This is a genomic window from Peribacillus sp. NPDC097225 (assembly GCF_044761955.1).
Lineage (GTDB): Bacteria > Bacillota > Bacilli > Bacillales > DSM-1321 > Peribacillus.
This window is the reverse complement of record NZ_JBIWDJ010000005.1, coordinates 80,879-93,632: the sequence shown is the minus strand read 5'-3', so window position 1 is coordinate 93,632 and position 12,754 is coordinate 80,879. Positions and strand designations below refer to the sequence as shown.

Below are 12,754 nucleotides of genomic sequence, written 5' to 3'. Positions count from 1 at the left end.
TCTGATCGTTACTTCTTATAATGTTCTTTCAATACTTTCATCCAGTCTTCTTCAAATTCCGTTGATACTCCCCAGCCTTGAACAATGCCGGATAGATTGGTCATGTTGACAGCGTCCTTCGATGATTGAAGCTGTTTTTGAGATATCAATGATGCTTCTAAATCATAGGTTTGCGGCGTTTCTTCCCCCGCTAGTTTTTTCGCTAGCAGTCTCATATTCACTGCACCAATCAACTTCGGATCAACCGCTGCGGTATACGACCATGAGCTTCCTTTTGTTTGAATCTCCTGAAGGTCAGCATTGGACACGTCAATACCATAGATTTTCACTTCATCGCGCCCCGCTTCTTTTATCGCACGAGCTGCTCCGATAGCGAATGCATCCCAGGTTGCGAAAATTGCGTCTATTTTACCTTTTGGATACTTGTTCAACATCGCCGAGACGGCATTTTGCGTCTGGACCGAAGTATCTGAAGATGCCACTCCGAATCTTTCAATTTCATGAATGCCAGGATTTTCTTTCAGCTTTTCTTGATACACGGCATTTCTTCTCACCATAGGAGGGAAACCATCTACCCAAAGGTATGCAATGTTCGCTTCGCCTTTTTGCTCTTCAATCAATTTGTCAAAAGCAAGAGTTGCCAATGCTTCGTCATCTTGTGAGGTTACTGTTACCCCATCAATTTTCGTTAAATCGCCGATGGAATCGAATGTGACTACGCTTTTCCCTGCATCAACCAACTTTTGTACGTCATTCACTGTCGCTGCATCATCACCATGGGAAATGATATAGCCATCATAGTCTTCCTCCAGAGCCTGAGCGATGGCGTCATGGAATTTAGCCGTATCGCCATTGGCCGTAAAAGTATCTACTTGGAAGCCAAGTGCTTCTCCTTCTTCTTGCGCCCCTGCTAAGTATTGGGCAGTGTGATCATCGCCGCCAATTTTACGAATGACTTTAATTTTAGCTCCCTCGCCTTTCGCAAATCGCTCTGGAACATTTTCAAAAGATACCTTTTCCTCTTTTTTCGCTTCCCCTGTACTTTGTCCCGAAGAACACCCCGTCAAAAGCAACGCCGAAGCGATGACTGAAACGAAAGCTCCTTTTAAAATTGATCTTCCCATTTTAATTCCCCCTATTTTTTACATTATTCTTATCTGTTAGCTCGGCATAAACACAAAATAAAAACCTCTCTAAAATAGAGAGGTTTAATCAGCTGGTTTGCAGACTTATCCCTCTCTTATCTGTCAAAACATTTCTGTTTTGCAGGATTTAGCACCAATTCCTAATTGGAACGGTTGCTGGGCATCGTAGGGCCAGTCCCTCCGCCACTCTTGATAAGAGAATATAATGTGTTACGTTTCGTTATGGTAAGTACCACTTTATAGGGATATAGTCATTAAGTCAATAGTTTTTAGAATATTTTAAATGTTTTATTTTCCTTGCAGTTTCGCCAGGCGTCTTTTCTCGATTTTTTCAAGGCGTTCGAATTGGCGCAGTTTCACTTCGAACAGGGTAATCGGATCACGGTAGACTTCAGGATTTTGTCTCATATGTTCCAATGTAGCCTGCTGTTCTTTGATTTCGGCTTTCGTCTGTTCGATATTTTTTTCAAGGATGGAAAATGGACTGCGGTAGAACAGGGATATGTCACGTTCCAAGGATTTTTCGAACAATCCAAACTGAGTAAGGAATCTGTCACTGATCATATCGGCAACATCCTGGAAGTCTTCATTTTCCAAGAACTTCTTATATCGATTGTACATATTCGCTTTATTTTGCGGAATGGCACCAAATAGCTTCCCGGCTCCCTTAAGAATCAACTGAGATGGGGTCCTTCTTAGTAATATATTTACATTTTCTATCCGGATGCTGCTTGTCATCCGGTCCGCATCACGGCGCCAGTCATCCAAGACCCGGAAGTCCCCGGCCAGTACAATACGTTCTTCTTTGTATAGCTCATTGAAGCCTGCGCTCATCTCATCCATGAACTGTTGGCTTTGCGTGAATTCTAACTCAGATGTAGCAATCCAGTCTTGAAGCGAGCGGAAATACTGCGGCATGATTTTATCGGATATAAATGCCTGGATCCGATCGTTCATTTCCTGATTCAACTGTATATGCACTTGGCTAAAGTCACTATTCTCAGATAATGTTTTAGAGCAATCACGCAGTAATTCAGGAATTCGTGTGGAAAGCTGTTTTTTCACTTCTTCTTTTAATAAGCGATAAGATCTTGTAATGTTTTCGGTTTTTTCTTTTTCCAAATCAGTCAACTGATTCGTAGCGCCATTCAACTTCACTTCCATCTGTTCATTCCAAGAAATCGAATGCTCGCATTTCCGTTCATTCGCTGCCCGTTTTTCTAATAGATAGGATAAAGTTTTACGCGTGAAGGCAAGGAGCTTCTCCGCCCTCATTTCCTTCCAATTGCTATCTTGATAGTTTGCGTGAAGGAAGACGGCTAGATCCTGCAGTTGCTGTTTGCTGTCATAAAGCTTGGAGAAAGCAAATACCTTCGCGTTCGGGAAATAAGCATTCACCTTATCCCATGTTTCATCTTCCATCCTGACTGCCACTTGATCACTATAGATGGTATCCATTTTATTCAGCAAGAAATGAATAGGAAGTTTAGGGGCCATTTGTTGCATTTCCAATAGCAAATCACGTTCACTGCCCGTGAAAGGTGCCCGTGCATCCAGAACGAACATCACTCCATCGCTCTCCAGTAAGTAATTTTGGAAGTCAGGGTCTACGCTTTTCTCTCCATTAAATCCTGGAGTATCCAGTAGACGCAGGCGATTATTTCTCAAATAATCACTGATGAGTGTCACATCGACAATCGTTCCGCGTTGACGACGCGTTTCATCCAACTCCGTTAACTCTTCGACCATTTTACGATCTGTATCGGTAATTTCATAGATTTCCAGGTCATCGCCATCTTTAACGCTCACAAGAGATGAATGGTCTTCCGCTGCAATGCTTTCACCCGCTATCGATTGAATGAAGGATGTCTTGCCATTTCCTGCACTTCCAACAAGAAGCAGATTGAAATTGCTCATATCCTTAATTCCCTCAACCATCCATTTCAGCTTATTGCCGACTAATAGATCATTGCTCTCTGCCCATTGAATGATGGAGTGAATCAGTTTTTCGCCTGCTTCGAGACCGCCTCCCAATCTAGGGGATTTCGCTAACAGACTTTCTGCATCTTGAACAACAAGTGCGCTCACTGTATCTGGGAAAATCTCATTCCAGGAAAGGACAGATGCCGCTGCAAATAACGAAATCTCCCCTTCAGCGATTTTTAACCAATTTTCCAACAGTCTTGGTACGACAGGACTTAACTCTTTGACTAAATGCGTACCTTCTAGTAATCCTGCATAGGCATCGCGATAATAGACGGAAAGCTCATCCCAAACATCCCCGTTGTTCAATTCGATTTCATCGATCAATTTATTGATGACCTTAAGCCATTCAAAGTAAGAATCCGTATATTTATAGTTCTTCCAAAGGGCTACCGTCATTTTCTCAAAACGATCTTGGTCAAGATTATATAAGGATCTAAGCACGTTCGCGAAATAATCCGGAGCCGTCGATTGTGCAACGCCCTGCTGGATGTATGTTTTCAAAACATCGAACCAAGCCATTGACTCCGTACGGATACTTTCGTTGGCCGCTAAAACTATCGCGCTATTCCAATCCTTTTGCGCTTCAAAGAAGGAACGCGCAATTTCCGTGACATTTGGATAATCCGGTTGGAAATCGACTGCTTCCTTCACCACTTTGGATGCCAGATCATTTCTTGTTTCTACTATGTATAGTGAAAACAGTTGCAGAAGGACTTCCGTCTTTAATACAGGTTCGCTCGTATTAATGGCTTTATAAATATCTTCTGCCGTCGAATACATCTCTAGCTCAAAGTAGGCATCAGCAATATTCTTCTTAGCCCATTCAGCAAGATTGCCCTCTATATTCTCCCATTTAAATATGGCCGCCTCAAAGTCATGATGCAGGAAGTACACTTCCCCCTGGGCAAACCTGATTGTGGTTAAATCCGATCTTTCCTTTTTTTGTTCCACGAGAAACATTTCTCCCAAGGCTTGAATCGGATGCTTATTTATGTCATCAATCATCGTTTCATAGAACTTTTTGCCAATCAGCTGTTCTTCCATCGTAATTCCCCCGATATATTTCATATTTTCAAGTAAAGGATCAAATCAATAGGTTCCTTTAGATAAGAAAATGATCTGTCAAAGCTCCAAATTATTATTTTAACAAAACAATATGGTAACAACATGTCATAACTCTTACAAGTTTAAAACAGAAACCGCCGGGCTTGTAATGTTTTTAACAAATCGACTCTCTCCCTTAAAATATGCTTTTATGGATTTCACCAGGATATGAAGCAATGCGAGGGATTTCTCCTATACCATTAAATTACCAGAATCCCCGTTTACACACTACCTTAAAATGGTAAAAATAAAATAATATAAAAAAAGCAGCACCTTTGATCATGAAGGATACTGCTCTCTGATAAGCATTGAACAGTAATTGTCCTTTGACAAATTGGGATTATACCCCTGTGCGCTTACGTTGATTATTGGGCTTTTTAGTTAATTGGCTTTTAAGCGGTTTTGTTTTTTTCACAACACCGGTTTCAAGTTTATCTTTACTTGTTTCAGCTTGCTTTTGCGCCAATTTCTGCTTGACAGCATCCGCCAGGCTCAACTTTTTATTTTCAGACATCATATTGTCTCCTTTAGTGTTCTACTTCTATTATAATATAGATGAAGGTAGAAAGATAATAGGGAGTTTTTACGATTCTTTCGATTGATCATAAACCGTTTTAAACCATACCAGATTCTCTAGGACTAATATCCTGTCCTAAAGAAGACTTCATCCTATTGACTTAGTATACTGAATTTGCTAAATTATCTCTAGATTATAATAGCTCCTTACGATGAAACCTAGGTTTTGATGGGAATCAAAAAAACCAACATGCAAAGCTTAATAATATTGGCTCCGTATGGACCGTACGTTGACTGATTGCCGTGGCTTTTAAAAAAGCGCGGATATGGGTGGTAAAGCGAGCACACAACTCGTCCCTCTAAGTAGGGGCGTTTTTTTATTTTCTTAGTAATACTTTCACATGATCCCGTTAGTCCATTCGGCGAGATTTTCACTAGAACGTAAAAAGGAGACATCATCATGAAAAAAACAGACGTATTATTTATCGGGCTTATGCTTTTCTCCATGTTCTTCGGGGCGGGCAACCTGATTTTCCCTCCATTTTTGGGAGCCTCATCAGGGACTTCCTTCTGGCCGGCCATCGCAGGATTTATCGTCACAGGCGTCGGACTCCCGATTCTAGTTCTGGTCGCCGTTTCCCTCGTCAAAGGCGGGGCAGAAACGATTGGGTCGCGTGTGCACCCAACTTTCAGCAAGATTTTCATGATCGTCATCTATTTAAGCATCGGACCTTTCCTTGCCATACCCAGAAATGCTAACGTCGCCTATGAAATGGGATTCAAACCCTATCTTGGCGACACGATAGGCCAATCGCTCTTTTTATTCCTATTCACGATTGCATTCTTCTTGATTGTTTATGCCATATCGATGAATCCTGAAAAAATGGAGACCATCATGAGCCGTTGGAGCACGCCCACTCTATTAGGGTCTATTGTCATCCTTTGTATCGTTGGCTTTATAAAACTGGATGCACCCTTCCAGGCACCAACAGAGGCGTACGTAACAGGTGCTTTTTCAAAAGGGTTCATTGAAGGTTATAACACGATGGATGCTTTAGCCGCCCTAGCCTTCGGGATTGTCATCCTGACCTCCATCCAAAAGAGAGGGGTATCGGACCGTAAGCAGCTGACTAAGTACACCATAAAGGCTGGAATGGTCACAGCAATCTTCCTATCTCTTGTGTATACATCCTTAGGTTTCATGGGAGCACGCATGGCTGCGAACGGTTCTTATGAAAATGGAACCGATATCCTGACCGCCGCTTCTACCCTATTACTTGGGACAGGCGGGAAAACCCTTTTGGGGATCATCTTCCTATTGGCCTGTATCGCATCCGTAGTAGGATTAACAACAGCCTGTGGACATTATTTTTCCAATCTCATTCCTAAGGCCAGCTACAAAACGGTCGTCCTGCTCATTACGCTAATCGGGTTCACTCTATCCAATCTAGGATTGAATCAAATCTTAAAAGTATCCGTACCTTTCCTAGTGATGGCCTACCCTTTAACAATTGTCCTGGTCGCTTTGACGTTCTTCAGCCGTCACTTTAAGAATCCAAAAAAAGTATACCGGAGCGCTATGATTTTCACCGGTATCTTTGCCCTGATCGATGGACTGAGCGCTTTTGATGTACCATTAGGACTCGTGGAAACATTCACCGAAGCCCTTCCGTTTTCTGAACATGGAATGGAATGGGTCCTACCAGCCTTGGTTGGCACGGTCATTGGCATTATTCTAAGCCAAGCAAGGAAAGCATCACCCACCGAAGACATGGAAACCAAATAAGTGGAGCAGATGAGTCCGTTGATTCATCTGCTTTTTTCTCGCCTTCTATTGCTTATTTTTGGAAATTACCACCCTATTTTTGTTATGATAAGGATAGAGGAGATGATCAATAAATGTCAAAGCAAACACGTATTGGTAAAACGAATTTGTATGTGAATCAGATTGGTCTTGGTACGAATGCAATTGGTGGACATAACCTATTCCCTAACCTGAATGAAGATACCGGAAGAGATGTCCTGCGGACGGCTCTTGAAGAAGGGATCAACTTTTGGGATACAGCCTACATTTACGGGCCCGGACGCTCGGAGGAACTGATTGGCGAAGTGCTGAAGGATACCGGCAAACGCGAGGAAGTGGTACTCGCTACGAAAGGTGCCCATAAATTTGTGGATGGTAAAATGGTAATTGACAACTCTCCCGCTTTCCTTAGAGAGTCTGTAGAATCCAGTTTAAAGCGGCTCCAGACTGATTATATTGATTTATTTTACATTCATTTCCCTGATGAAGCTACACCAAAGGATGAGGCTGTCGGGGCTTTAAAAGAATTGAAAGATGCCGGAAAAATCAAGGCGATTGGCGTCTCGAATTTTTCGTTCGAGCAATTAAAAGAAGCTAATAAAGACGGCTATGTCGACGTCTTACAATCCGAATATAACCTGTTTAAGCGGGGAGCCGAGCAAGACTTGCTTCCATATACAGCTGAAAATCAAATTTCCTTTGTCCCTTATTTTCCGCTTGCATCCGGCCTGCTTGGTGGCAAATATAATGAAGAATCGAAGTTTGACGACCTGCGAGCTAAAGATCCCCTTTTCCAAGGACAAGCCTATTCCAGCAACTTGCAAAAAGTCGAGGAGCTTCGTGAAATCGCCAACCGAAAAAACGCAGAGGTTGCGGACGTCGCCCTTGCCTGGTATTTAACACGTCATTCCATAGATGTCTTGATACCCGGGTCCAAAAAGCCTGAGCAAGTCTTGCGTAATTTAAAAGCATTGGACGTTGAATTAACCATCGATGATATTGCTGAAATCAGCGCGATTTTCGCTTAAAAGATAAGAGAGAAGCTGTTCAATTTCGATTGAACAGCTTTTTTCTTTATTTCATATTCATGGTCTCCCGCAATGAATGAATAGCATCCCTTCCTGGACAAGAATAATCCCTCAACGTAATCTTCACTATTTATATTGCTTCCCTTTTTCTACATTGGTATATTTATTGAATATTCAATCACTAAAGAAAGAGGCTACCCCATGAAAAAATCTTATATTCTTTTATTTCTTATCTTGGCTAATTTATTCTGGGCAGGTAATTATATTTTCGGCAAATACGTCGTTGCTGAACTTTCGCCGATTCAACTCACGTTTTCACGCTGGCTAATTGCTGTTATCTTATTATTTCCTCTTGCTCATTGGATTGAAAAACCCGATTGGAAAAGTGTATGGAAAGCATGGAAAGTACTATTACTGATGGGCATGCTCGGCATCATCGGCTATAATTTTTTCCTGTATTGGGCTTTGACCTATACGACTTCCATGAATGCCGCTCTCGTTAATTCGATCACCCCTGCGGTCATCGTCCTGTTTTCCGTCTTACTATTAAAAGAGAACATTTCATTCCTACATGTGATTGGCCTTATTCTATCCTTATTCGGAGTATTATTGGTCTTAACGAATGGACATCTTCAGACCATTTTCCATCTTACCTTCAATAAAGGAGATCTGTTGATGATTCTGGCGATACTTGTCTGGACCTTCTATTCACTCATCGCCAAAAAGATAAAAAATATCCCGGCCATATCAGCCACCGCCGTATCCGTTTTACTTGGACTGATTCTGGCTGCTCCGTTCGCCTTTAGTTCGGGGCTGAACCTTGATGTAAGTACTCAAGCGATGGTAGGCATTTTATATATTGGAATCTTTCCATCCGTTGGTTCCTTCATTTTCTGGAACATTTCACTGCGTCATATTGATGCAAGCCAAGCTGGCGTTTACCTTAATCTCATTGTCGTCTTCACTGCGATTCTAAGCTTGATGTTGGGTCAAAACATCACAATAGTCCAAATTCTTGGCGGCCTTCTTGTCTTCTCCGGTGTCTACTTAACCACTAAAAAGAAGAAGGATAATAAAGCTGTGGTTTCTGCTTAAGTAGACATTTTAGCTTTCCCCTTGTTTATCTAGCATGATTTACGTTATCTTTATAGAAGAAAATCTGAATGTAAAGGTGTGCTTTAGTTGAGAATCAATAAATATATTAGTGAATCAGGGATTACTTCGAGACGAGGCGCCGATAAATGGATTGCTGAAGGTCGAGTGACCATAAACGGAGCTGTGGCCGAACTTGGCAGCCAAGCTGAACCGGGCGATGATGTTTGTGTCGATGGCAAACCGATAAAAGTGGAGCAGCAGTATGTATATATTGCACTGAATAAACCCACAGGCATCACAAGCACGACTGAAAAACATATCAAAGGAAACATTGTTGATTTTGTTAATCATCCGCTACGCATTTTCCATGTTGGTCGTCTTGATAAAGACTCAAGCGGTTTGATTCTGCTTACAAATGACGGAGATATCGTAAATGAAATCCTCCGGGCAGAGAACAAGCATGAGAAAGAGTATATTGTCACTGTTGATAAGCCACTTACTGATTCCTTCCTACAAGAGATGTCATCAGGCGTAGAAATTTTGGATACGAAAACACTTCCATGTGAAGTCAAGCCGCTTTCACGCCATACGTTCAACATTACCTTAATGCAAGGGTTGAACCGGCAAATCCGCCGCATGTGTACGGCACTAGGTTATGAAGTCCGTGAACTGCAGCGCGTTCGCATCATGAACATCCACTTGGACAGGTTACCCCTCGGTCAATGGCGCGACCTGACAAAAGAAGAATTAAACGAACTATTTGCAGAATTGAATTACACACCAAGAAAAAGATGAGTGAAGAGGATGCCCCCAGATTTGGGAGCATCTTTTTTTAGCAGCTGCATTCCTTTTATCGGTCAAACTGCGTAATATATCAGTCAATTTCAACATTTTATCGGTCTAGTTGAAGATATATCGGTCTAATCCAGCTTTTTTCGGTCAAAGTCCAATTCGACTCCAAAATAAAAAGCAACCATTAGGCTGCTCATTATCGGTTATACCCACCATAGATCGGTTGGACTTTCGTTGATCAGGACGGTTTTCAAGTTCGTCACGGCTCGTTGGAAACCTTCTTCGATCGACATGAGCGGATCTTCGTGTTCGATGCTGACGACGTAGTCATAGCCATAAGTACGAAGGGCACTCATCATGTCGGACCATTCTTGGAGGCTATGGCCGCAACCTACTGAGCGGAAGTTCCAGGCACGTGTCTGGATGTTGCCGTATGGTTGCATGTCGGTGAGACCGTACATATTGATATTATCTTGGTCCAGATAGGTGTCTTTAGCATGGAAATGATAAATGGCTCCAGCTTTTCCAAGAATTTTAATGGCGCCGACAGGTTCGATTCCCTGCCACCAGAGATGGCTTGGGTCAAGGTTGGCACCGATTGCGTTCGATGTGGCTTCCCGTAACTTCAACAAGGTGTATGGTGTGTGGACGAGAAAACCTCCATGCAGTTCGAGTCCAATTTTAATATGATGTTCATCAGCAAGCGTAGCGATTTTTTTCCAATAGGGAATCAGTTTTTCTTCCCATTGCCATTTCAAGACATCCGCATATTCGTTCGGCCATGGAGCAACCGGCCAATTCGGATATTTGGCACCTTCGTGATCACCTGCGGTACCGGAAAAGGTATTGACGACCGGTACATTCATCAAGGCAGCTAACTTAATGGACTTTACTAGATTTTCATCACTTTCCCTAGCCCAGCTTTCATCTGGGGAAATAGGGTTGCCGTGACAGCTGAACGCACTGATGGCTAGCCCCCTTGATTGGATGGCTTCCATGTAGTTCTGCCGCTTTTCTTCACTCTCCAATAGCTCATCCAGTGGACAATGGGCATTACCTGGGTACCCGCCTGTACCGATTTCCACTGTTTTCAATCCAGAGGCTGCCACATAATCAAGCATTTCCTCAAATGTTTTTTGTCCGAATAGTACTGTAAAAACGCCTAGTTTCACTCGCCTCACCTCACCTTTGCATTAATTGATGCTCATGACTTTTCCGCTTGCGGAACTTTGGTAAATAGCTTCAATGATTTTCGATACTTTCATGGCTTCCGCCGGTTTTACCAGTGGTTCGGCAAAACCAAGGCAACTATCGATAAAGTTCGCCGCCTGTTGAAGATCCGGTGTGTCCTCACCTGGCATCCAAACTGCTTCACTATTCAAAAGCATCCCGTGCTTCGCCTGGTTCAATATGAGCGGGAACACATCTAGACCACCCTGTGTTCCGGATAAACTCAAGACTGTCGCTTCTTCGCGGATATTCGCGGCCCACGACGTTTCAAATAACAAAGAAGCTCCATTTGCAAATTTGATATAAGCTGTTGCATGGTCATCCACTTCAAAAACGGAAGCATCGAAATTGCCCCATAGATTGACTTGATCGACACCCTTACTGACATAATTATATGTCGAACCTACAATTTCGATTGGTTCTGGGTCATCCATCAGCCATAAAGCCAAGTCAAGCAAGTGACAGCCATAATCGATCACACTGCCTCCGCCTTGCAATTCCTTGCTCGTAAATACGCCCCAACCGGGGACTTTCCTTCGTCGAATGGCCTGAACTCGTGCCACGTATGGCTCTCCAATTTCACCTGCTCGAATCATTTTTTTGGCAGCCTGGGCTTCCTTCATGAACCTGTAATGATACGCAATGGAGAGCACTTTTCCAGATAAGTTTGCCGCATCGGTTATTGCCTTACATTCCTCAGTCGTGATGGCCATCGGCTTTTCACATAAAACATGTACACCAGCCTGCAATGCCGCGATGGAAATCTCGGCATGAAACTTGTTCGGTGTGGCTATCGTGACCGCATCCACTTCGGCAAACATATCTTCATAATTGGTAAAAACTTTTTCAATATGATGTTGCCTGGCGACATCTCTCGCCTTCAATTCATCAATATCCTGAATTGCATATAAAACCACTTTATCCTGTAATGTTTGGAAGGCTGGGATATGCCTTTTTTGGGCAATCCCCCCAGCACCGATAATACCCATTTTCAATTTGTACATGATGACTATTAAACCCCTTTATAAGCGGACGATTTGTCTGGATGCATTTGATTCCATTGCGCCGAGAATGACTTTTAGTGATTGTAATCCTTCAATTCCTGTGACAAGAGGCTCTTCATTGTTTACCACACTTTTTATAAAGTGGCTGATTACTCCAGTATCATGCTGTCCGCCAGAGTCATTTGTCTGGATGCCCCCTAATTCGAAGGTTTCGGTCTTCCCATTCTTATGATGGATAATCAGTGAATATTTAGGGTCGTCTTCTAGACGCAATACGGCTTTTTCCGCATAAATGACCGTTGCGTTGTCTTCTTTTGCGTACGACCAGCTTGCCGTCAGGGTACCAATAATACCGCTTCCCGTTCGCAGGATGCAGGCAGCGCTATCATCAACATCCGCCTGTTGCTTTGCACTCGTTTCCACAAAAGCTCCGACTTCCACAAATTCCTCGCCTAACACATATCGCAGTAAATCGGCTTTATGAACACCTAAGTCCCCCATCGCCCCGATGACCGCTTGATCTTTTTTAAAAAACCAGCTGTTCTCCCCATCGACACTCCAAGTTTCAGGTCCTGAATGTCCAAAAGCTGTCCGGAAGCTGTAAATCTTTCCTAATTCCCCACTCTCAATTAGCTTTTTGGCTTTTTGATGTGAAGGGACAAACCGCTGATTATGACCAATCATTAATATCTTGCCGCTTTTTACAGCTGCTTCATTCATTTTTTCCGCATCTTCTAAAGAGGTCGCCATGGGCTTTTCACAAAGAACATGCTTTCCAGCTTCAAGAGCAGCGATCGTGATGGGGGCATGCAGGTAATTCGGTGTACATACACTAACCACGTCAATATCCTTATTCTTTAAGAGTTCTATATAATCAGTATATGCTTTTGCGTCATACCTTTGTGCCGCTGCATTCGCCCTGTCTTGCGCAATATCACAAACGGCTACAATATCGGTTTCCTGATGCGCTTCATATTCCGGAAAATGCCTATTTTTCGCAATGCTCCCACAACCAATGACTCCCACTTGTACTTTGACCATTCTGCTCTC

Annotated in this window: 10 protein-coding genes and 1 riboswitch; of the genes, 4 read left to right on the top strand and 6 right to left on the bottom strand. The window is 42.9% G+C overall.

Features of this window, described 5'->3' with window-relative positions; all coding sequences use genetic code 11:
* Positions 1-8: 8 nt before the first annotated feature.
* From ACIQXH_RS15465 to ACIQXH_RS15455, 3 genes are all read right to left on the bottom strand, one after another.
* On the bottom strand, positions 9-1,124 hold the full coding sequence (locus ACIQXH_RS15465) for a sugar ABC transporter substrate-binding protein (RefSeq protein WP_402958517.1): 1,116 nt from the start codon (positions 1,122-1,124) through the stop codon (positions 9-11).
* 113 nt (positions 1,125-1,237) lie between these two features.
* Positions 1,238-1,344, bottom strand: a riboswitch (SAM riboswitch).
* A gap of 89 nt (positions 1,345-1,433) precedes the next feature.
* Entirely contained in the window at positions 1,434-4,175 is a 2,742-nt protein-coding gene (locus ACIQXH_RS15460; RefSeq protein WP_402958519.1) for a GTP-binding protein, read from the bottom strand.
* A gap of 400 nt (positions 4,176-4,575) precedes the next feature.
* A complete protein-coding gene (locus ACIQXH_RS15455) occupies positions 4,576-4,749 on the bottom strand; it encodes a hypothetical protein (RefSeq protein ID WP_402872063.1) in 174 nt (57 codons plus the stop codon).
* A gap of 462 nt (positions 4,750-5,211) precedes the next feature.
* Here ACIQXH_RS15455 and brnQ point away from each other — a divergent pair, with 462 nt between their 5' ends.
* The 4 genes from brnQ to rluF all read left to right on the top strand — a co-directional run bounded on the left by brnQ (position 5,212) and on the right by rluF (position 9,473).
* Positions 5,212-6,537, top strand: coding sequence for a branched-chain amino acid transport system II carrier protein (brnQ, locus tag ACIQXH_RS15450; RefSeq protein ID WP_402872068.1), 1,326 nt, complete (start codon positions 5,212-5,214; stop codon positions 6,535-6,537).
* A gap of 113 nt (positions 6,538-6,650) precedes the next feature.
* The gene (locus ACIQXH_RS15445; protein ID WP_403124399.1) at positions 6,651-7,583 is read left to right on the top strand and encodes an aldo/keto reductase; all 933 of its coding nucleotides are present in this window, start codon (positions 6,651-6,653) and stop codon (positions 7,581-7,583) included.
* A 201-nt stretch (positions 7,584-7,784) separates the two neighbouring features.
* A complete protein-coding gene (locus ACIQXH_RS15440; RefSeq protein WP_402872077.1) occupies positions 7,785-8,678 on the top strand; it encodes a DMT family transporter in 894 nt (297 codons plus the stop codon).
* Between the two features lie 87 nt (positions 8,679-8,765).
* Complete coding sequence (gene rluF / locus ACIQXH_RS15435; protein WP_402872080.1) at positions 8,766-9,473, top strand: 23S rRNA pseudouridine(2604) synthase RluF; 708 nt, start codon at positions 8,766-8,768, stop codon at positions 9,471-9,473.
* 200 nt (positions 9,474-9,673) lie between these two features.
* On the opposite strand, the gene ACIQXH_RS15430 is transcribed toward rluF, so the two are convergent.
* The 3 genes from ACIQXH_RS15430 to ACIQXH_RS15420 are packed head-to-tail and all read right to left on the bottom strand — an operon-like array spanning position 9,674 to position 12,745.
* Positions 9,674-10,642, bottom strand: coding sequence for a sugar phosphate isomerase/epimerase family protein (locus tag ACIQXH_RS15430; RefSeq protein ID WP_402872082.1), 969 nt, complete (start codon positions 10,640-10,642; stop codon positions 9,674-9,676).
* Positions 10,643-10,663: 21 nt separating this feature from the next.
* Positions 10,664-11,704 carry a Gfo/Idh/MocA family protein gene (locus ACIQXH_RS15425; RefSeq protein ID WP_402872084.1) on the bottom strand — a complete coding sequence of 347 codons (1,041 nt, stop codon included), beginning with the start codon at positions 11,702-11,704 and terminating at the stop codon, positions 10,664-10,666.
* Between the two features lie 18 nt (positions 11,705-11,722).
* Positions 11,723-12,745: a Gfo/Idh/MocA family protein gene (locus tag ACIQXH_RS15420; RefSeq protein WP_402872086.1), complete on the bottom strand. Its 1,023-nt coding sequence runs from the start codon at positions 12,743-12,745 to the stop codon at positions 11,723-11,725.
* Between the last annotated feature and the right edge of the window lie 9 nt (positions 12,746-12,754).